21 protein-coding genes and 1 pseudogene are annotated in these 19,717 nt (G+C 71.9%); 5 read left to right on the top strand and 17 right to left on the bottom strand.

Features of this window, described 5'->3' with window-relative positions; genetic code table 11:
* Nucleotides 1-134 precede the first annotated feature (134 nt).
* A complete protein-coding gene (locus ACFPLC_RS40695; protein ID WP_378206121.1) occupies nt 135-1,955 on the bottom strand; it encodes a glycoside hydrolase family 5 protein in 1,821 nt (606 codons plus the stop codon).
* Nucleotides 1,956-2,121: 166 nt separating this feature from the next.
* On the opposite strand from ACFPLC_RS40695, the gene ACFPLC_RS40700 reads away from it, so the two are divergent.
* Nucleotides 2,122-3,378, top strand: coding sequence for an IS4 family transposase (locus ACFPLC_RS40700; RefSeq protein ID WP_378235674.1), 1,257 nt, complete (start codon nt 2,122-2,124; stop codon nt 3,376-3,378).
* Between the two features lie 256 nt (nt 3,379-3,634).
* On the opposite strand, the gene ACFPLC_RS40705 is transcribed toward ACFPLC_RS40700, so the two are convergent.
* The 5 genes from ACFPLC_RS40705 to ACFPLC_RS40725 all read right to left on the bottom strand — a co-directional run bounded on the left by ACFPLC_RS40705 (nt 3,635) and on the right by ACFPLC_RS40725 (nt 8,239).
* Nucleotides 3,635-5,332 carry an alpha/beta fold hydrolase gene (locus ACFPLC_RS40705; protein ID WP_378236106.1) on the bottom strand — a complete coding sequence of 566 codons (1,698 nt, stop codon included), beginning with the start codon at nt 5,330-5,332 and terminating at the stop codon, nt 3,635-3,637.
* A 62-nt stretch (nt 5,333-5,394) separates the two neighbouring features.
* A complete protein-coding gene (locus ACFPLC_RS40710) occupies nt 5,395-5,886 on the bottom strand; it encodes an RDD family protein (protein ID WP_378203200.1) in 492 nt (163 codons plus the stop codon).
* 46 nt (nt 5,887-5,932) lie between these two features.
* A complete protein-coding gene (locus tag ACFPLC_RS40715; protein WP_191308102.1) occupies nt 5,933-6,583 on the bottom strand; it encodes a response regulator in 651 nt (216 codons plus the stop codon).
* Nucleotides 6,583-7,767, bottom strand: coding sequence for a sensor histidine kinase (locus ACFPLC_RS40720; RefSeq protein ID WP_378203204.1), 1,185 nt, complete (start codon nt 7,765-7,767; stop codon nt 6,583-6,585). The genes ACFPLC_RS40715 and ACFPLC_RS40720 overlap by 1 nt, the downstream gene beginning before the upstream one ends.
* 25 nt (nt 7,768-7,792) lie before the next feature.
* The gene (locus tag ACFPLC_RS40725; protein WP_378203207.1) at nt 7,793-8,239 is read right to left on the bottom strand and encodes a hypothetical protein; all 447 of its coding nucleotides are present in this window, start codon (nt 8,237-8,239) and stop codon (nt 7,793-7,795) included.
* A 125-nt stretch (nt 8,240-8,364) separates the two neighbouring features.
* Here ACFPLC_RS40725 and ACFPLC_RS40730 point away from each other — a divergent pair, with 125 nt between their 5' ends.
* Nucleotides 8,365-9,348 carry a phosphotransferase gene (locus ACFPLC_RS40730; protein WP_378203210.1) on the top strand — a complete coding sequence of 328 codons (984 nt, stop codon included), beginning with the start codon at nt 8,365-8,367 and terminating at the stop codon, nt 9,346-9,348.
* Nucleotides 9,349-9,359: 11 nt separating this feature from the next.
* Here the strand turns inward: ACFPLC_RS40730 and ACFPLC_RS40735 are convergent, their stop codons facing one another.
* The 11 genes and pseudogenes from ACFPLC_RS40735 to ACFPLC_RS40785 all read right to left on the bottom strand — a co-directional run bounded on the left by ACFPLC_RS40735 (nt 9,360) and on the right by ACFPLC_RS40785 (nt 16,147).
* On the bottom strand, nt 9,360-9,653 hold the full coding sequence (locus ACFPLC_RS40735; protein WP_378203213.1) for a DUF1330 domain-containing protein: 294 nt from the start codon (nt 9,651-9,653) through the stop codon (nt 9,360-9,362).
* A gap of 23 nt (nt 9,654-9,676) precedes the next feature.
* Complete coding sequence (locus tag ACFPLC_RS40740) at nt 9,677-10,243, bottom strand: MFS transporter (protein ID WP_378203421.1); 567 nt, start codon at nt 10,241-10,243, stop codon at nt 9,677-9,679.
* A 127-nt stretch (nt 10,244-10,370) separates the two neighbouring features.
* A pseudogene (locus tag ACFPLC_RS40745) lies at nt 10,371-10,991 on the bottom strand (MFS transporter); the annotation flags it as partial.
* Nucleotides 10,988-11,311, bottom strand: a complete 324-nt coding sequence (locus ACFPLC_RS40750; RefSeq protein ID WP_378203418.1) for a MarR family winged helix-turn-helix transcriptional regulator — start codon at nt 11,309-11,311, stop codon at nt 10,988-10,990. The pseudogene ACFPLC_RS40745 and the gene ACFPLC_RS40750, both read right to left, overlap by 4 nt.
* A gap of 130 nt (nt 11,312-11,441) precedes the next feature.
* Nucleotides 11,442-12,020 carry a DM13 domain-containing protein gene (locus ACFPLC_RS40755; protein ID WP_378203215.1) on the bottom strand — a complete coding sequence of 193 codons (579 nt, stop codon included), beginning with the start codon at nt 12,018-12,020 and terminating at the stop codon, nt 11,442-11,444.
* Nucleotides 12,020-12,610, bottom strand: a complete 591-nt coding sequence (locus ACFPLC_RS40760; protein ID WP_378203218.1) for a hypothetical protein — start codon at nt 12,608-12,610, stop codon at nt 12,020-12,022. Before ACFPLC_RS40760 ends, ACFPLC_RS40755 begins: the two co-directional genes overlap by 1 nt.
* A gap of 65 nt (nt 12,611-12,675) precedes the next feature.
* Nucleotides 12,676-13,278, bottom strand: a complete 603-nt coding sequence (locus tag ACFPLC_RS40765; protein WP_378203221.1) for a hypothetical protein — start codon at nt 13,276-13,278, stop codon at nt 12,676-12,678.
* Complete coding sequence (locus ACFPLC_RS40770) at nt 13,275-14,318, bottom strand: aldo/keto reductase (RefSeq protein ID WP_378203224.1); 1,044 nt, start codon at nt 14,316-14,318, stop codon at nt 13,275-13,277. The genes ACFPLC_RS40765 and ACFPLC_RS40770 overlap by 4 nt, the downstream gene beginning before the upstream one ends.
* 214 nt (nt 14,319-14,532) lie before the next feature.
* The gene (locus ACFPLC_RS40775) at nt 14,533-14,655 is read right to left on the bottom strand and encodes a hypothetical protein (RefSeq protein WP_378203227.1); all 123 of its coding nucleotides are present in this window, start codon (nt 14,653-14,655) and stop codon (nt 14,533-14,535) included.
* Entirely contained in the window at nt 14,610-15,641 is a 1,032-nt protein-coding gene (locus tag ACFPLC_RS40780) for a glutamate-cysteine ligase family protein (protein WP_378236107.1), read from the bottom strand. The genes ACFPLC_RS40775 and ACFPLC_RS40780 overlap by 46 nt, the downstream gene beginning before the upstream one ends.
* 8 nt (nt 15,642-15,649) lie before the next feature.
* Nucleotides 15,650-16,147, bottom strand: coding sequence for a VOC family protein (locus tag ACFPLC_RS40785; RefSeq protein ID WP_378203233.1), 498 nt, complete (start codon nt 16,145-16,147; stop codon nt 15,650-15,652).
* Between the two features lie 70 nt (nt 16,148-16,217).
* Between ACFPLC_RS40785 and ACFPLC_RS40790 the strand changes: the two genes are divergently transcribed.
* The 3 genes from ACFPLC_RS40790 (at nt 16,218) to ACFPLC_RS40800 (ending at nt 19,711) form a co-directional block, all read left to right on the top strand.
* On the top strand, nt 16,218-16,886 hold the full coding sequence (locus ACFPLC_RS40790) for a TetR/AcrR family transcriptional regulator (RefSeq protein ID WP_378203236.1): 669 nt from the start codon (nt 16,218-16,220) through the stop codon (nt 16,884-16,886).
* Nucleotides 16,883-18,310, top strand: coding sequence for a hypothetical protein (locus ACFPLC_RS40795; RefSeq protein ID WP_378203239.1), 1,428 nt, complete (start codon nt 16,883-16,885; stop codon nt 18,308-18,310). Before ACFPLC_RS40790 ends, ACFPLC_RS40795 begins: the two co-directional genes overlap by 4 nt.
* Before the next feature lie 396 nt (nt 18,311-18,706).
* Nucleotides 18,707-19,711 (top strand): DUF1996 domain-containing protein, encoded by a 1,005-nt coding sequence (locus ACFPLC_RS40800; RefSeq protein ID WP_378236108.1) that lies wholly within the window; start codon nt 18,707-18,709, stop codon nt 19,709-19,711.
* Nucleotides 19,712-19,717: the final 6 nt, after the last annotated feature.

Genomic DNA, 19,717 nt, shown 5'->3' on the forward strand with positions numbered 1-19,717 from the left:
GGACCAGCGGGAACGCGACCCCGCTGGGACACGGCGGGGATGCTGGACCACCAGAGCAACGGCCCCACCGCACGAACGATCGCCAACGGAATCACGCCCCGGCACCCGAGCGAGACCTCCCCCGCCCAATCCCGCTAGGACCGGCAGAGCAACGCGTCCGGCGTCCGGCTCGAACCGATCCGCCCGGTGTAAGCGACACCGGCCACGTACTCCCCCGGCGCGCACTGGCCCTTGTAGTTCCCGGTCGCGAAGTCACCGCCGGGGTCACCGGGCGGCCGGTTGTCGCCGCGGTCGAACCACACCGTGCGGCCCGTGCGGCCCAGCGGTGTCACCGACCGGCCGCACAGCACCGCCGAGAAGGCCGCCCCCTGGACGCTGTACCCGACCACCGCGTGCCCGGGCGGGCACTGCGTCTTGGTGTAGCCGGCCGCCCAATCGGTGTCGACGTAGGTCTCGTCGCGCACGACCACGTACCCGGCCGGGGCGGTGAGCGTCCCGGTGCACAGGCCACGGTTCCCGGTGTGGGCCAGGCCCGCGAGCCGCTGCCCGTCGGGGCAGGTGCCCTTGCGGGCGCCGGAGTTCCAGTCCGGCAGGGCGCGGACCTGCCGCGACTCCGGGAAGTCCCCGTGGTCGAGGTTCAGCATCGACCAGTGCGCCAGGTCGTCCGGGATCGGCCCGGTCCGCGACGGCGCGGAGATCAGCCGCCGCCAGGCGGGACCGCGCCAGTCCGAGCCGTCGAGGACGTCGAGGCGGCGGCCCGCCGAGTCGTATCCCAGCAGGGCCCAGCCGTCGGTTTGGAAGCCGACCGCGGGCCAGTAGGCGAAGTCCGTGTCCGTCTCGGCCAGGTAGTTCACGAAGTTCTCGAAGAACGCGCGGGACGCCGGGTCGGTCGTGTTGCGGCCTTCGCCGAACTCGCTGATCCACAGCGGAGCCGTGTAGTGCCGGCCGGTGTCGGCCGAGACGAAGAACGCCTGCCGGTACAGGACGTCCCGCAGTTCCTGGGGCGAGAGGTCCCGGTAGCGCGGGTCGTGCGTTTCACCGAGGCCGGTCGCGCCGGAGTGGTTGGGTCCGGTGTAGCCGTAGAAGTGCGCCGAATAGACGAGCTTGCCCGAGTCCACGAGCGTGTGCGACAGCGTCCGGGCGGGTTCCAGTGTCGGACGGCCGTGCGGGAAGCCGTCGACCGGCAGCCCGGTCCAGTTGATGCCCTCGACGAAGATCAGCAGGTCGCGGTTCGCCTCGGTGAGGATCCGGTCGGCGACCTGCTGGCTCGCGCGCTGCCAGTCGGTGCCGTTGCCCCAGCCCCAGTTGGGGTCGTCGAAGGTGTCGCGGCGGACCTCGTTGTACAGGTCGGCGCCCACGACGCGCTTGTTCGCGGCGTAGCGGCGCGCCATGAACAGCCAGTCGTCCTGCCACTGCTGCTCGGTCTGCGCGGTGTTCCAGCGTTCGTTGCCGTCGAGCCCGCAGCACCAGCGCGAGGTCGTCGTGTGGTTGTTGAGAACGACGGCGAACCCGCGCGCGGTCAGCCGGTCGACGACGCGGTCGTAGACCTGCAGCGGCGTCAGGCCGTGCAGGTCCGGGTTGGCGGCCAGGTCCGGGACGGGCCGGGTGTCGTGGAGCATCGCGTTGGAGAACGGCAGCCGGACGCTGTTGAGGCCCAGCTGCGCGAGCCCGTCGATGACCGTGTCGATCGACGCGCGGTCGAGCCCGAGCGGAGTCTGGTGGGCGATCTCGCCGGCGTGGTGGTTGGCCGGGTCGTTCACGTCGCCGGAACCGGTCCACGTGCCGCTCGCGCCGTGCCAGTTGGCGGCCTTCAGCTTGAAGCGGTCCCCGTGCGCGTCGACGATGTACCGGCCGCGCGTGCTGAGCGGCCCGCTCCAGGACGGCGGATCGGCCGCGGCGGCGGGAACCGCCAGGCCGGCGGTGGCGAGCAGGACGGTGAGCAGCAAACCCGGGATCCGCACGCGAGTGAGTCAACCAATTCCCGGCCCACCCCGTAAGGGCCACAAGGAGGTCGTGAGTGGTAAAGCGGGTTCTAACCCAATGCCGCTTAGCTTAAGTTGATGTTGTGCTGGTCGGTGTGGTGCTTCTGGCGGTGTCGGTTGGCTGGTTAGTGTCGCTGCCGTGAGCGGGATTGGTGGCGGGTGGGCGGACTCGATGTCGGTGGGGGTGCTGGCCACGGCGGTGCCACGGGACGCGGTGGACACTGCGATCGCGGTGACCCGCCGGGGCGCGAAGCGCTCCGGCGGGAAACTGCCCCCGCACGTGATGGTGTACTACGCGATGGCGCTGTCGTTGTTCGCCGACGACGATTACGAAGAGGTCATGACCTGCCTCGCCGGCACGCTGGCCTCGTGGGGATGCTGGGATCCGGGCTGGGACATTCCCACCACAGGCGGGATCACCCAGGCCCGCCAGCGGCTGGGCGCCGAGCCGCTGGCGGAGGTGTTCGACACGGTCGCGGTCCCGGTAGCCGATGAGCTGACCCAGGGCGCGTTTCTGGGGCCATGGCGGCTGATGAGCATCGACGGATTCGAGTGGGACGCCCCCGACACCGACGCCAACGTCGCCGAGTTCGGGTATTCCGGCGGCACCGGCGAGAAAGCATCCGCGTTTGCAAAGGTTCGGGTACTGACCATCGCCGAGTGCGCCTCCCACGCAGTCGTGGCCACCCGGATCGGCGGGCGCGGGACCGGCGGGAAGCGCCAGGGCGAACAGACCCTGGCCCGCCGGCTCTGGCCCGCACTGGCCGAGGACTGGCTGCTGATCGCCGATTCCGGTTTCTACAGCTACCAGGACTGGAGCAAGGCGGCCGCCACCGGCGCGGCCCTGCTCTGGCGGCTGCCCGCCACGGTGAAGACCCCGAAGCTGATGGATCTGGACGACGGATCCTACCTGTCGGTACTGATCAACAAGACCGTGCGCAGCACCACCCGCCGCGCCGAGATCCTGCAGACCGCCCGCGACGGCGGTGACCTCGACCCCGCCGAGGCGACCGTGGTGCGCGTGATCGAGTACACCGTGCCCGACCGCGGACCCGACCCGGACGAGGTGATCCGCGTGATCACCACCATCGGCGATCCCGCCGACGCCCCGGCCGAGATACTCGCCCAGGCCTACCACCAGCGCTGGGAGCACGAGACCGGCAACGACCAGCTCAAAACCCACCTCCGCGGCCCCGGCCGGGTCCTGCGATCGAAAAGCCCGGACATGATCCGCCAGGAAATCTACGGCTACCTGCTCACCCACTACGCCATCAGCACACTGATCTGCCGAGCCGCCACCGAAGCCGACATCGACCCCGACCGGGTCAAATTCCTGCGCACCGTCCGCCTCGTTCGCCGCCAGACCACCTCCGGCCCGGCGGCCTTTTCCCCCTAACCAGCAGACCAGAACACTCACCACCGCCATCACCACCCGCCGTCACCTCAACCCGCAACGCCGGCACAGAACCTACCCACGCGTGGTCAAACGAGCCCGCCACACCGCATACCGGATTAAGAAACCCACCGACACCGGCACCCACCACAACGGACCCGCCACCATCACCCTCACCACCGCCGCATGATCAACACAAGCTAAGTGGCATTGGGTTCTAACCCGCTTTACCACTCACGAGGCCTGGGGGCGCTTACCGTCAGCGGGCGTTGTTGAGCTGGCCGATGGTGCGGCGCACGGCGGTGCGCAGCGCCGGATCACGGGTGTCGGCGGCACTGGCCGTCGCCGCGTGGCCGCCGGTGACCGGGCCGGCCACCGGGAAGACGCGGTCCTCGCCGGGCAGGGGCACGCCCGGGCAGGTGGCCGAGCGCGGCCGGGAATTGGCGATCAGGAAGACGTTGACCATCCCGTCGACGCACGGGTTGCCGCCCAGGGCGTACTGGCCGTGGAACGCGGCGTCGTCGACCGACACCAGCGGGACCCCGGCGGCGCGGACCGCCGAACGTGCTTGCTCGTACCCGGTTTGCGGGTCGAACTCGCCCTGGACCACCAGCACGTTGGCCGCCGCTTCGGGCGAGAGCCCGGCCAGGTCCTGCCGGGGCCGGTCGGACCAGAACCCGCACGGCTCGGTCAGCCCGTAGGCCCAGCCGAAGATCGGGTACTGCGGGCCCTGCCGGTCGGACAGGCGCTTGTACCAGCCGGCCGTCTTCGTCGGCTGGTCGCCGCACGCCACCGCGTAGCGCGTCCCGGAAACCTTGCGGTAGTCCGGTTCCGCCGCCGCCAGCCCGGCGGCGACGTCGGCGCCGGTCAGCTCGGCCAGCCGCTTGCCGAACGCGGCCGCGGACCAGGTGTCCAGCTGCGCCGCGAGCGCCGCCGGGACCTGGGCGGGCTTGCCGTCCAGCTCGGCCGCGCCGGCGACGAGGACCGCGGCGTCGAGGATCCACCGGATCTCGTTGCCGTTGCCGACGAACAGGGCGTCGAACTGGTCCGGTGCGACGCCGAGCCCGGCGTAGAACCCGCGCAGGCGCTCGATCTTCTGCTTCACCTCGGCCGGCGAAGCGCCGAGCTGCTCGGGGAACTGCCGGGCCAGCCACGGCACGAAGACCTCGTCGGTCTGCCGCTGCCCGATCATCGGGAACGCCTCGAAGTCGGCCTGGAGCCGGCCTTCGAAGTCGACGCTGGAGTCGAGCACCACCTTGCCCGCGCGGCTCGGGAACAACGACGCGTACTTGGCGCCGAGCCAGGTGCCGTAGGAATAGCCGAGGTAGTTCAGCTTCTCGTCCCCGAGCAGGATCCGGATCAGGTCCATGTCGTGCGCGGTCTGCCAGGTCGTGACGAACGGCGCGACCGCGTCGCTCTGGCACGCCTCCGCGATCGCCCGCGGTGTCTTCTGGTGCTCCGCGATGCTCGTCGCCGAGCGGTCACGCGCGTCGAGCGGCCCCTGCGGCAGCCGTCCCGCCGGGACCTGGCAGACGAACCCGGCGTCCGCGGTCCCTTCGTGCCCGGTGCCGCGCGGATCCATGCCGATGAAGTCGTACCGCTCGTTCACGCTCGGTTCGAGGCCCGCCAGCGCACCCGCGAGGGAACTGCCCTGCCCGCCGGGACCGCCCGGGTTCACCAGGAGCGCGCCGAGACGTTCGCCCGTCGCCGCGACGCGGCTGATGGACACGCTGAGGTCCACGCCGGAATCCGGGTTCGCCCAGTCCCGCGGCACGGTGATCACCGCGCATTCGGCGGCCTTGGCCCCGTCGGCGACGGGGAACGGGCACGCTCCCCAGGTCACCTGCTGGCCGGTGTAGCGGTCCGGCGTGGCCGCGGCGGCGGTTCCCGCGGGAACCGCCGGCACCGCGAGCAGCACGGCGGCGATCAGAAACCGGCTCGCTGTCTTGTTTTTCACGTGACGCCCCTCGTCCGGGTGAATGATCACCCGGAGTATGGCGCGCATTCCCGGCGCCGGGATCAACCAAAAGTACGAGGACCCGCGCGCACCACGAGAGTCCGCGCCACCAGATCCCCGATTCGCTGCCGCCGCCGGGAAAGCACGATGCTGACGACGGCCACCAGCCCGAACAGCAGGCCGTCGACGGTCATCAGCAACCACCGGAAGACGTAGGCGCGTGCCTGGGGCGGCCCGCCGCGCAGGGTTTCCACGCGCAGTCCCATCACCAGCATGCCCGGGGTGACCCCGCCCCGGCGCAGGGGGATCCAGATGTGGATCAGGGCGTCACAGGCGTAGTTGACCGCGAAGAACGTGATCGCCGGGCCCCACAGGAGCGCTTTCGGTGGCACCCATCCCCACTGCAGCAACGGGATGACGACGAGGCCGGCCGCGAGCGCGGCGAACGCCCCCAGCCCGGCGGCGAGCGCCTGGTCCAGCACCGCCTGCACCACCCGGCGGCCCGCCATCCGCAGCCGCTCGGGCACTTCTCGCCGTCCGGCCGGGATGGTCACCGCGCTGACCGCACACTCGGCGAGTCTCGCACACCGGTCAAGGTCGTCATCCCAGCAACCCGCGCTGCCACGCCCAGACGGCGATTTCCGTGCGGTTCCGGAGTTCGAGCTTGCGCTGCACGCTCGCCAGGTGCGTCTTGACCGTCGAGAGGGAGACGCGGAGGTCGTCGGCGATCTCCGCGTTGGTCCGGCCGCGGGCTACCGCGAGCACCACATCGGACTCGCGGTCGGTCAGCAGGCCCGGTGTCCCCTGCGCGCGCTGCCGCGCCTTCTCGGTGAACCGGGCCAGCAGGCGCACGGTCACCGACGGCGAGACCATCGCCTCCCCGCCGGCCGCCGCGCGGACCGCGTCCACCAGCAGCTGCGGGCCGGCGTCCTTGAGCAGGAACCCGCTGGCGCCGCCGAGCAGGGCGGCGTAGACGTTCTCGTCCGCGTCGTAGGTCGTCACCACCACCACGCGCAGCGGCTGCGCGACCCCCGGCCCGGCCAGCAGCTCGGTGGCCCGCAGACCGTCCACTTTGGGCATCCGGATGTCCATCAGCGTGACGTCCGGCCGCAGCTGCCGCGCCAGCCGGACCGCGGCCTCCCCGTCGGCGGCTTCGGCGATCACCTCGATGTCCGGCGCGGCGTCCAGCACCAGCCGGAACCCGGTGCGCACCAGCACCTGGTCGTCGGCGACGAGTACCCGGATGGTCATCAGAGCCCCCTCGGCAAGGCGTCGAAGGGCGCGTCCTCGCCGGCGAGCGGGAGCCGCGCCACGACCCGCCAGCGCGCCCCGGCTTCCGGCCCCGCGGTCAGGCGGCCGCCGAGCATGGCCAGCCGCTCGGTCATGCCGATGATCCCGAACCCGCCGGGTGCGGCCGTCGCGGTGACCCCGTCGTTGCGCACCTCGAGCACGAGGTCGTCGGCCTCGACGCGGGCGGAGACGACCACCTCGGTCGCGGACGGCGCGTGCCGGCGGGCGTTGGTCAGCGCTTCGGTCACCACGCGGTGCACGGTCGTGGCCACCTGGGCCGGCACCGGCAGCTGGTCCAGCTCCTCGGCGACGTCCACCCGGGCGGAGGAGCCGGCGGCCGCGCGCACCGCGTCACCGAGCACGGCACCGGACAGCAGGGGCACGTCCCGGGTGTCCCGCAGCATCCCGACCAGCCGGCGCGCGGCGGCCAGCGCCGCACCGCCGGCTTCCTCGATCTCGCGGTAGACCGCCGCGTGCCCGCCGACGTCCGCGTTCGCTTCGGCGATCGCCCGGGCGGCCTGCACGCGGACGACGATCCCGCTGACGTGGTGGGACACCAGGTCGTGCAGTTCCCGGGCCAGCTGCAGGCGTTCCTGGCTGCGCACCCGGTCCAGCGCGGCCCGCTGCCGGGCGTCCGCCGCCCGCAGGATCAGCCCGACCCCGAGGCAGGCACCCCAGTACGCCGCGGCCGCCACCGCCAGCAGCGTCTCCGGCTCGCCGGCGCCGTAGCGGAGCAGGGGCGCGGCGATCATCACCGCGCCGAGGGCCGGCGCCAGCGCGGCCGCGTGCTTCGGTTCGAGCTTGCGGCCGGCGGCGGCCGTGAGCAGCCCGGCGGCCACGATCTCGGCGAACGGCGGCTGGCTCCGGGCGTGCGCGGTGACCGCCACGACCGTGCCGATCGCCGACAGCGCGGCGACGACGCTCCCCAGCACGCCGACGTGGCGGGGGAAGCGCCGCCGCAGCACGGCCAGCACCGGGATCGCCGTCCCGGTGGAAGCCAGGAGTCCGGTGAGCGGCGCGGCCCAGCCGCCGCTTCCGCCGGGTGCGCGCAGCACCAGCACCACGTCGGCGACGAGCGCCGCGGCCAGCGCGGCGAGCTCGGTGCCGAGCATGCCGCGCCGGGCCAGGACCCCCGCTCTGCGCATGGCCGTCATGATCCCGCGCCCCGGGTCAGCCCGCGCGCCGGACCCCGGCGATGTAGCGGTTGGACGGCGACAGATAGCTGAGCACCGTCGCGACCACGGCCACCCCGCAGCTCAGGTAGCCCGCCCACGACGGTTCGGTGGTCAGCAGCGAAGCCGCCTGCAGCAGGGTGAAGACGGTCAGCGTGACGCGCGCCCAGTTGCGGCCGGCCTTGAGCTTGAACGACAGCCACAGGTAGACCAGCGCGATGACCACGGCGATGGCGACCGGCACGGCCTGCGCGAGCAGGGTGAGCCGGTCGAGCCGGTCCTGCGCCAGCGCGGGGTTCGCCCGCCGCAGGGCCGCCGCGATTTCGTCGTGCGCACTCAGGATGAGCAGCCCGCCGGCGATCGCGGACACGGTGGACACCAGGAAGCCGAAAAAGGCGGCGATGATGGTGCTGGGCGGGTTCTCCCGCGCGGTTTCGGTAGTCATACCGGGAAGTTAGGACGCACCGCGCACCGGCACCGGCTGAGACGAGCTCGTCTCGTACTTTCGGCCGAGGCGGCTCGAGACCGAAGCCGGACCACGCGCGGAGCCCTCTTCAGTAGGTTCGGAAGATGCGGCAATTCGCTGACGTCGAAGACCTGTCGAAGCTCGTCCGCGACGCGCTGGGCCCGGGGTGCCGCGTGGTCGCCGTCAAGCGGTTGCGCGGCGGGAGCAAGAAGGGGGTGTACCGGTTCCGCCTCGAGGGCACCCGCATGCCCGGGGTGATCGTCTACAGCTGGGCCGAAGCGGAGAACTTCTGGCCTGGCGAACGGGAAGCCGACCCGGCCGACCCGTTCGCGCCTGCCTCGGGGCTGGTCCCCTTCCTGGCCGCGCACCGCACCTTGGACGCACTCGGCGTCCGAACTCCGCGCATACACCTGGCGGACGACAGCCGGCGCCACTACCCGGCCGACGTCGCCGTGGTCGAGGACGTCTCCGGTGGCACGCTGGAAGCGCTCTTCGAAACCGATCGCCGGCGTGCCGCGAACGCCCTGGGCGAACTCGCGGGGACGCTCGAAGTGATGCACCGGCACCGGAGCCGGCACTACGGCAGGGTGGATCGGCTCGAATCGGCGCCACTGGTTTCGTGCGAACGGCGGGTTCTCGACCGCGCGCTGCGAGACCTCGATGAGGCGGCGGAGCGCGACGCACGCATCGCGGCAGCCGCCCCCGCGATGCGCGACCGGCTGCAGGAATTGGCCGGCCGGGTCCGTCCTCGCGCGGAGTACGGGCTGATCCACGGAGAACTCGGCCCCGACCACGTCCTCATCGACGCCGGCGGGCACCCGGTGCTGATCGACATCGAGGGCCTGATGCACTTCGACGTCGAGTGGGAGCACGTCTTCCTCCGGCTCCGCTTCGGCGAGCACTACCCCGCGCTCGCCCGGCCCGGCCTCGACCAGCGGCGGCTCGACCTCTACCTGCTCGCGATGCGCCTGTCGCTGGTGGCCGGCCCGCTGCGCCTGCTCGACGGGGACTTCCCCGATCGTGCGCTCATGCAGGGGATCGCCGAGCACAACGCCAGGGAGGCGCTGGCGCTCCTCCGCCCGAGCTAGCGCCGGCCCGGTCAGTCGATGCCTTCGACGATGCGGAAGTCACGCTCGACACCGTCGGCGAGGGCGGCCAGCGCCTCCTGGTAGGCGTCGCTCTCGCGGGCCGCGACGGCCTGCTCGAAGCTGTCGAACTCGACCAGGACGGTGCGCTCGGCGATCCCCTCGTCGTGGGCGGTGACCCGGCCGCAGCGGACGAGGGTCCGGCCGCCCGCGGCCCGGACGGCGGGACCGGCCAAGGCGTTGTAGGCGGCCAGTTTTTCGGGGTCGGAAATGGTGCGGTAGACGCTGACCCAGTAGCCCTTGGGCATGGAACCTCCAGTGTCGGAATGACTTATGGCGTGGTCTTGGACGAGCTTCGGCGGGCGAGGGCGAGGCTGATCAGCGTCGTGATCGCCATGGCGCCGAGGCCGGCCAGCGCCGCGGTGGTGTAGGCGCCGTCGTCGGGGAAGAGGTGGCCCGGGCCGGTGCCCGCGGCGAGGATCAGCCCGCCGATGGCGCTGCCCAGGGAGTAGCCGACGCTGCGGACGACGTAGTTGAAGCTCATCGCGCTCGACGTCTCACTCCGGGGAGTGACGGCCAGGATGACGCCGGGCATCGCGGCCGAGAAGCCCCCGACACCGAAGCCCAGCACCCCCATCGCCACGAACAGTTCGGTCAGGTTCGAGCGGGCCACCGCGAAGAGGGCGAACCCGCCGCCGACCACGACGGCGCTGCCGGCCAGGAGCAGGGGGTCGGCGATCCGCGTCCGGACGCGCGGCGTGAGCTTGCCGGCGGCGAACCCCAGCACCGAGAACGGGATGAGGACCAGCCCGGCGACGAAGGTCGTCAGCCCGAAGCCGTAGCCCGCGCCGCGCGGCGTCTGCGCGTACCGGGTGATCAGCGTGAGCAGCAGGTACATGCCGATCCCGCCGACGAACATGGCGAGGTTCGCCCCGGCGACCGCCGGGTGCCGCGCCGACGGCGAGGCCCGCCACCACGGCGAGGTGCCGCCTCCACAGCTCCCGTTCGCCGGCCAGGAACAGCACCAGCAGCAGCGCCGCGGCCAGGACGACCGCGCCCGCCACGTCCACGCGGGCGGAGCGGCCTTCGGGGGCTTCGGGCATGGTGCGCCAGGCGGTCAAGAGGGCGGCGGCGGTGACGACCAGGCCCAGGCCGTAGGCGGCTCGTAGCCCACCGAACTCGGCGAGCAGCGCGGCCAGCGGGTAGCCGACGCCGGCCCCGATGATGGAGACCACGGAGATCAAGGCGATCACGGCCGCGCTGCGCGCCTCGGGGAGGTGGTCGCGGGCCACGCCCATCATCAGCGCGGTGAGACCGAGTCCGACGCCCTGGGCCGCCCGGCCGGCCAGCAGCCACCCGAACGGCAGCGGCAGCACGGTGAGCGCGCTGCCGCCGACGACGATCGCCAGCGTGGCGAGGATCGTGACCCGCCGGTGCGGGCCGGCGCCGAGCCGCCCCAGGACCGGCGTGGCGACGGCACCGCTGAGCAGGGCGACGGTCAGCGTCCACTGCGCGCTGCCGAGCGAGACGTGGAGCGAGGTCGCCACGCTGGTGATGAGCGGCGTCCCGAGGCTGGCGACCGCGGCCACGACCAGGGCGATGAAGATCAGGGCGGGGACCAGCAGCCGCGCTTCGGAACGCGTCACCGCTTGGGCCCTTCGCGTTCCTGGCTTTCGAGCTCGGCGAGATGCTTGAGCGCCGGCAGGGCCGCCACCAGCGCCTCGACCTCGTCGCCGGTGAGCTCGCCGATCAACCGCTCGAAAGCGTGCACGCCCGCCTGGCGCCGGGCCCGGACGTAGGAGGCGCCGGCCTCGGTCAGGCACACCAGCGTGATCCGCTTGTCGGACACGTCGCCCCGCCGCTCGACCAGGCCGGACTTCTCCATCACCCGGACCAGGGTGGTCATCGCGGGCTGGGTGACGCCTTCGACCGCGGCCAGATCGGTGATCCGCCGCGGCCCGGTCAGGCCCTCTACGGCCTGGCCACCAGGGCCGCGCGGCGCCTGCCCCGGGACATGAGCCTGACGTCCGCCGCCACGCTGGCCACCCTGGAGCGCGCCTCGGCCAGGCGGTCGACGAGGTCGCCGACATTCGGTTTCAGGCGCCCTGGCCGGTCAGTTCCGCCGCCCCGAAGGACACGTTGAAGCGGTCGCACCACAGGCTTACGCTGGTGTAGCGGGCCAGGTCGGTGCCCGCCGGCAGCGGGTAGTTCTGGTTTCCCCTGTTGCCCTTGAGCTTGCCCGCGTCGAGGTGCGCGCCGTCGTCGAACACGTCCCAGCCGTCCTTGCCCGGTTTCACCGGGGCGTCGGTGAGCCAGACGTGCACGTCCGGGCCACTGCTGGTCTCGAGGCCCTCCAACCGCAGCACGAGCGCGCCATCGGCCGCGCGCAGGAGCCGGACGGTACCGGTGGTGCGGTGCTCGTGGCTGATCAGCGACCCGGTCGCGAGTTCGGTCGGCGCAGCCGGTTGCGAGGACTGCGACACGGCGGGTGGTTCCGCTGCGGGCTGCGACGTCCGAGCCGGGAGCGGCGCGGACGGCAGCGACTCCTGCACCGTCGCGTCCACCCAGAGCTGCCACGGCTGGAACCAGTACAGGCCCGCCGCGACCGCGACCAGACCCGTCACCAGGACACCGGCGAGCCAGGGCCGGATGCGCCTGCTCCGCGTGCGGTTCATCAGTTCTCCTCCATGGGATCCGGTCGATGATCGCCGGCGACGGACAACCACGACATGCCGAAGGACACTCCGATCATCGTGACCACGCCGCGCGGCCAGAAGATGTGACTGTCGAGAAAGGACACGCTGGCGAGCAGGAGGACCACCGCGCCCGGCACCGCCCGCCACCCCGCACGCACGACCACCGCGCCGATGATCACGACATTGGCGGCGAGGAAGCAGGCGGCGCCCACGTAACCGAGCCGGTCGCCGGCGGCGAACACGGCACCGACGACCGGCGTCGCACCGTGCTGAGCGTGCACCACGGTGCCCGCGGCGATCCCCGCGACGGCGTCGAGCCCGCCGTAGAAGGTGGCGAAACCGAACGCCGCCACCCGGCCCGGCCACCGAAGCCACGGCGGCGCCGAGGTCAGCAACAGCCACTGCGCCACCGCCGGCAGCGGAAAGACCGGAAGCAGGACGACGTGCAGCGCCACCCACCACGACGCGGTGCCGGCATCGAGGTACGCCGGATGCACCGCACCGAACCCCGCGAGCAGAAGACCCGGCAGAGCGAAGAGCAGACCGCGCAGCCATCGTGACCCGAGCACCGGGCGACCATAGCCCGGGACGACCGATGTCCGAGCGGATCAAGGGATTAGGAATCTCTTACGCGTCAGCGGCCGGCGAGCACCGGCTGATGCGGCAACGCCTGCCGAGCGGTCCGGGCGGCGGCGAGGCCGCCGCCGAGGACGACGTGGCCGATCATGATCGGGTAGATGACCGCGCGTTCGAACAGGCCGATGTTCCACGCCCAGCCGGTGAACACGTCGGCCATGAACGCCCCGAACGCGACCAGCCCGAAGACACCCAGCGCGATGCTCGCGACGCGGCGACCACGGCCCTGCCCGAGCCGGGACGCGTTGACGCCGACGACGATCGCCATGACGTTCCCGGCCAGCATCACCCCTTGCGCGCCGTAGGTGTGGAACGCGATCAGTCCATTCGCGACATTCGCGTTGGACCCCTGGAAGATCCCGACGAGAGAGACGCCCATACCGGCCAGGATCGCCAGCACCACGATCGCGATCGGTCCGAACGCGACCTGGCTCGGCCCGGTCAGGCCCAGGTCGCTGACCCAGTTGTAGAACGGCGAGTAGTGCGGCTCCTGCCACGCCGACGCCGTGATCAGCTCGGCCACCCACGACACGAGCGGACCGATGAAGAGCAGGACCGCTCCGGCGCGGGCGGCCCCGCCGGAGCGCACGATCGGCGTCACTTGAGCGCCATCCCCGGGACGCGGGCGCGGATCGCGTCCATGGTCGCCTCGTCGGAAACACCCTGCCAGTCGTACCGCGGCGTGTAGGGGGCCGTGAGAGCGCGGACGTCCTCGTCGGTGAGCTCGACGTCCAGTGACGCGATGGCGTCGTCGATCTGCTGCGTCGAACCGGCGCCGACCAGCGGGGCGGTGACCACCGGCTGCCGGTGCAGCCACGCCAGCGCGATGGACGCGCGGCTCACGCCGTGCGCGGCCGCCACCTTGCCGACCGCGTCGATGATCGCGCGGTCCGATTCGGCGGACGAGTACAGCAGATCCGCGTACGCCCCGTCGGTGCCGGCGCGCGCCGTCGACTTCGCGTCGTCCCACGCGCGGGCCAGGCGGCCGCGCGCCAGGGGGCTCCAGACGATCGTGCCGACGCCTTCGTCCAGGCACAGGGGGATCATTTCGCGTTCTTCTTCGCGGGCCAGCAGGTTGTAGTGGTCCTGCATGGACACGAACCGGGCCCAGCCGTGCTGCTTCTGCAGGTGCAGGGCCTTGGCGAACTCCCAGGCGAACATCGACGACGCGCCCAGGTACCGCACCTTGCCCGCCTTGACCAGGTCGTGCAGCGCTTCGAGGGTTTCCTCGAGCGGCGTCGCGTGGTCGTTGCGGTGGATCTGGTACAGGTCGACGTAGTCGGTGTCCAGCCGCCGCAGCGAGTGGTCGATCTCGGTCATGATCGTCTTGCGGGACAACCCTTTCCCGTTCGGGCCGGGCCGCATCGGGTGGCGCAGCTTGGTGGCGATCACGACGTCGTCCCGGTCGGCGAAGTCCTTCAGCGCGCGGCCGAGGATTTCTTCGCTGGAGCCGTTGGAGTACATATTCGCGGTGTCGAAGAAGTTGATGCCCGCCTCGAGGGCGTGCTTGATCAGTGGCCGGGCGTCGTCCTCGCCCAGGGACCAGACGGGGTGGCCGCGGTCAGGCTCGCCGTAGGTCATCGCGCCGATCGCGACGGGTGAGACGTCCAGGCCGGTGGTGCCGAGTTTCACATAACGCATGGGAGATCTCCTGAGAGGCAGAACTTGCGGACAATCCTCCGCAAGTGCTCTTCAAACTAGCGGAGGGTTCTCCGCAAGTCAACGAGAGGACACCCAGGTGTGATAGCCGACCAGCCGCCGACCACCTATGGCGCGCAGCGCAAGGCCGCCTCGCGCAACCGCATCGCGATCTTGGAAACCGCTCGACTCTTCTTCGCCCAAGGCTCGGCCTGCGTCACAACGTGGCGAACAGGTAGGTGCCGGACGCACCGGCCACGCGCAGCGGGGTGGCCTCGGCCACGGTCCGCGTCCTCAGCATCCCGACGGCGTGCGCCAGCCGCGCGAGCGTCGCCCCCACGACGAAGACGAGCGTCCACGACGGCGCCCGGGCCGCGTCGACGGCATCCGCCCGATGCCCGGCTGGAGCAGCTCCAGCGCCGCCCGGCGGGCGGTGGGCACGAGCAGCAGGACGGCCAGCGTCGTCACCGCGGTCGCGATGCGCTCGGGCGGCTGGGCGTCCAAGTAGCGCACCTCGAGGTAGCCGCCGCGCGGACGGACGGGCGGGAACAGCGTGCTCAGGTGGTAGGCACCCGCCGCCGCTTCCGGGATCGGCAGGCGCGCCGCGGCCGAGGCGAACGCGGTGTACGCGCCGACCGGGTCCGCGGGGTCGAGGTGGCGGCCGTCGTAGCCGGTCCGCGACGGCTCGATCCCCTGCCAGATCCGGGTGCGCGCGCCGGGAATCCCCGCGCTCGCGCCGTCCAGCCGGGGCGAGTTGGCGAACGCGGCCGCCAGGGCCGGGCCGGCCAGGTTGGCCACGAGCCACTGCTCCCGCCCGGCGGGCCCGCGCTGCAGGTCCACGGCCACCTGCAGCGACGCGGTCAGCCGCATCATCCGCCTGCCGTCGGGGCCGGCCCGGTCGAACTGCCGTTGCATCGCCAGGTAGCGGGCGGTGGTCAGCCGCAACGGCACCTGCGCGCAGCAGCGGTCCGGATCGGTCCCGCTCGCGGTCAGCGTCACCCCGGCGGACGCGGCCAGCGCGGCGGCGTGCACCAGCAGCTCGCGCAATCCGGCCACCAGGTCCGCCACCGACGCCCGTGGCGGCGGGCTCAGCTCCAGCTGCCCGCCCGGCTCGAAGCTGGGCCTGGCCGCCTCGGTGAACCGCCGGTCGAACAACGCGGCCAGCACCCGCGGCGGCACCGCCGAACCGTCCGGGAACGCGGGAATCAGCTCCACCTCGGCTCCGACGCGCCACCCGCGGCCCGGCCGGAACATTCGCCGCACGACGTCGTCCAAGGGCTCAGCCGCACGACGCGGCCGTTCGGCGACACTCCGGTGGCCCGGCATGGCGACGCCTACTCGGAGCGGCGGTCGGCGAGGTAGGACTGCTCACGGCGGGCCGCCGTGGCGCGGGCGTCGTCGACGCGCCGGATCCCGGCGTCGCCGGCGTCGGTGTGATGTTCGGTGGTGTAGAAGCGGATCTCGTGGCCGTCGGGGTCGTGCGTCTTGGGCAGGATCCAGCCGATCGTGGCGAAGTGCACCCCCGCGTGGGTCTCGCCGAGCCGGGTCAGCCGGGCGGCCAGGGCGTCGAGCGCCTCCTTGGTGGGGACACCGATCGAGAAGTAGTCGAACCCGGCGGCGGCCTCCGCGCGCTCGGGATCGAGCCGCAGCGCGAACATCGGTCCGCCGTTCGGGTGCGTCATGGTCAGGCCGGTGACCGTGCCGTGCTGGACGAACTCGGTGGTGACCCGGTACCCGAGGCGCGACTCGTACCACGCGCGGGACCGGTCGAGATCGCCGACCGGCAGCTTGAGGTGGTGAACCCCGTCGAGCAGGGGTGCGTCGGTGGTCATGGCCCGTCCTCCCGGTGGAAGCGGAAAGTAATTGCAGTCAGACTGCACTCTTGCAGCTATACTGCATCTCATGAGCGAGCCCGTCAATCCCCCGCCGGCCGACCTGCGCGCCGCCCGCGTCGCCGACACCGAAGAACGCATCCTCACCGCGGCCCGCGAGCTCTTCGTGCGCGACGGCTACGCCGCCACCACGCTCAAGGCGGTCGCCGACGCCGCCCGGGTGGGGCACCGCACCGTCTACGTCCGCTTTGGCACCAAGGCCGACCTGCTCAAGCGGGTCGTCGACGTCGCCATCGTCGGTGACACCCGGCTCGTCGACCTGCCCAGCCGCGACTGGTACCAGCTCGCGCTGAACGCCCCCACCGTCGCCGAACGCCTCGCCCTGCTCGCGGACGGGGTGGCCGCCCTGATGGCGCGAGCCGGAGACGTCTTCGCGGTCGCCCTCCAGGCCGAGCCGGTCGAGCCGGCCGTCGCCGAGGCCGCCCGGGCCGGGCGGGCCGCGACGACCGAATCGATGCGCGCGTTCTTCACCAAGCTGCACACCGACGGGCTGATCGCCGGCCCCGCCGACCTCGGCTGGCTCTGCGACACGGCCGGCGCGCTGGGCCACAACCAGACCTACCTGCTGCTCCGCGAGACGCTCCACTGGGAGCCCGGCCAGTACCGCGACTGGCTGTACACCACTTGGACCCGGCTCGTCACCGCCGCGTCCGCGCCGGCCAAGGACGGATCCCCATGACTGATTCCCTTGCCCCGCAACGAAACGACGCACTCGGCACTCCGCCGGTGCGCCACGGCTTCACCGACGTCGACCTGCGCGCCATCGGCCGCGCCGCCGCCGCGGACGCCTGGTCGCAGGGCATGACGGTCCACCGGCCCGACGGCTCGGTGGTCCCGATCCCGCTGGTCTGCGAGCCGCAGGTCCTCCCCCGCACCACGCTCCGGTCCGTCGCGGCGGAGGCCAAGACGATCCTCTCGGGGGCCGTGAAGCTCGCCCGGCACCTCGTGCGGGTCGGCGACCCGCGCGACCGCGAGGCGCTGCTCGGGCCGTTCCACGGGCTCGAACGGGAGGCGATGCGGAAGCTGTTCGCGGGCGCGCCCTGCCCGGCGGTCCTGGCCCGGGTCGACTTCCTCGTCCCCGAAGCGGGCGGTACCCCGAAAGCGCTCGAACTCAACACCACCATCCCGGCCATGCAGGCCTACGCCGATCTGGCGGCGCACGGCTGGATCCGCGCCGCCGCCGCGAGACGCGGCCTGCCGCCGTGGCTGGCCGATTCCCTCGTCGCCCGCTGTGGCAGCCACATGGAAGCACTGCGCGAGACGCTCGTGCACTTCTACCGCGTGCGCGGCGGCAGGCGGGAGCACCCCAGCATCGCGCTGGTGGCCCGCCCCGGCGACGCGCAGCTCGCCGAACAACGCCGGCTGGCCGAGCACTTCCGCCGTCGCGGCCACCACGCCGAGACGCTGGTGCCCACGACGTGTGCGCCGGAGGCGTTCGACGTGCTGTACCGGCACGTCTGGGCCCACCGGACCCCGGCCGACGCGCCCTTCGCCCGCGCCCTGCTCCGGCCGGAGTCGTACGTCTTGGCCAACCCGGTGAACGGGCTCCTCGAAGCGAAAGCCCTCTTCGCCCGTCTTTCGGAGTGCGCCGAGGACGAACGGCTCGCCGAGCGGGCCGGCCTGGACGACCGCGAGCGCACCGCGGCCCGGGCGCTGCCCTGGACCCGCCGCCTCGACGCCGCCCTGGTGCCGCGGCTCCTCGCCGAGCGCGAAAGCTTCGTGATCAAGCGGAACTGGGACTACGGCGGGAAGTCCGTTTCGCTCGGCGCCGAACTCGCCCCGGAGGACTGGGAACGCCGGGTCCGCGCCGCGGCCGCCGATCGCGAAGGGGGCGGGTTCATCGTCCAGGAACGCGTCTTCGCCACCCGCGCTCTCGCCACCCGCATCGTCGGCCCCGGAGCCGAAGAGCGCGGCGTCCTGTACCGCGACATCTCCACCTACACCGGCCTCCTCGACGTCGCCCCGGGCGGCAGCGTGGTCCGCGCCGCGGCAAACCCGGTGGTCAACATCCTCGGCGGCGGTGGTTTGGCGCCGGTCGTACCGGAGGACGTGCTGAATGCCCTGCTGACGGCCGATCCGGCGGAAGCCGGTCAAGCTTCTTGACGTCGCCCAATCCGGGCGGTTTACTGGCAATTGTCTCGATGGAACCGGTTCCGCGGCCGCCACCTGGAACGCTCCAGCAGCTCGGGTTGGTTGAGGCTCCACTGCTCACCTCACCCGAATGGATCACGACCGACCAGGTGGGCCCGATGAGATCAAAGACGTTCTCCCGACCACGACGCGCCTCGGCGCCACAACGCTCCGCGCCACGGTTCGACCGTCGTCGCCGACGAGAGCGGTAACACAATTCCTCGGCAGTAGGCCGCGCTCTTCGCGAGCGACATCGAACGGCGCCCCGGCATCCGAGAAATTCGCGCTGCCACGGCGACGATTTCCCGTGCCATCAAAGCGCACTCACCGCGCCTGTTCAGCATTTCGACGGCAAACAAGGAGATCCGTATGCGAAATATGCCAGATCGGGCTACTGGTCGGCGACCTCGACGGTTCCGGCTCCGGACCCGGGCCGTTCTCACCACTGCCCTCGCTCTCGCACTGGCCGGAAGCACCGTCTCCGCGGCCGCCGGAGCTTCGACCGGCTCCGTCGCCGCAGAGGCCGGCTGGGTGGACGTCGATCAGGCCCGGTACCAGCGCGAACTGACCGACTACCAGCGCATCGTGCCGCCACCGGTGCCGGCCGGGACGACGCGGGTCGCCGAGTTCCACACCGACTGCACGATCGCGAACGAAGCCAAGGACGATGCGATCGTCTTCCCCCGCCTGCCCGGCGCCTCCCACATGCACACGTTCTTCGGGCCGAGGAACGACGCGTTCATGACCACGGAAACCCTCCTGGCCGCCGGATCGACGACGTGCAACTCCCCCGGTGACAACGCCGCTTACTGGGTACCGCAGCTGCAGCGGAACGGGGTGGCCGTTGCGTTCAAGAGCATGCGCGTCTACTACGGCTCCCGGCTCCCCGACCCGTCGGCCGTCCGGCCGTTCCCGCCGGGGCTGGTGATGGTGCAGGGTGATGCCAAGCTGCAGGTGCCCACCCAGAAGGGCCAGGGAAACCAGTTCTGGTGCGCGGGCAGCGCCGAGGTCGGGCGCAGCGCCGACGGGAACTGGCCGGTCTGCGCCCCCGGCGGCAACCTGATCTACCAGCTCGTGTTCAAGGATTGCTGGGACGGCAAGCACATCGACTCGCCCGACCACAAGTCGCACATGGGCGACCCGGTCGCCGGCAAGTGCCAGGGGAACTACCCGGTCGCGGTGCCGAACCTGTCGTACATGGTCAACTACGACATCCTGGGCGGCGACGGCCTCGCGCTGTCCTCGGGCATGGCGTCGTCGATGCACGGTGACTTCATGAACGGCTGGGACCACGTCAAACTGGCCGCACTGGTCAAGACCTGCCTGAACCAGAACGCGAAGTGCGGGACCACGCCGACCTTCACCGGCGGCTGAGAACAA

This window comes from Amycolatopsis plumensis (genome assembly GCF_042652605.1).
Lineage (GTDB): Bacteria > Actinomycetota > Actinomycetes > Mycobacteriales > Pseudonocardiaceae > Amycolatopsis > Amycolatopsis plumensis.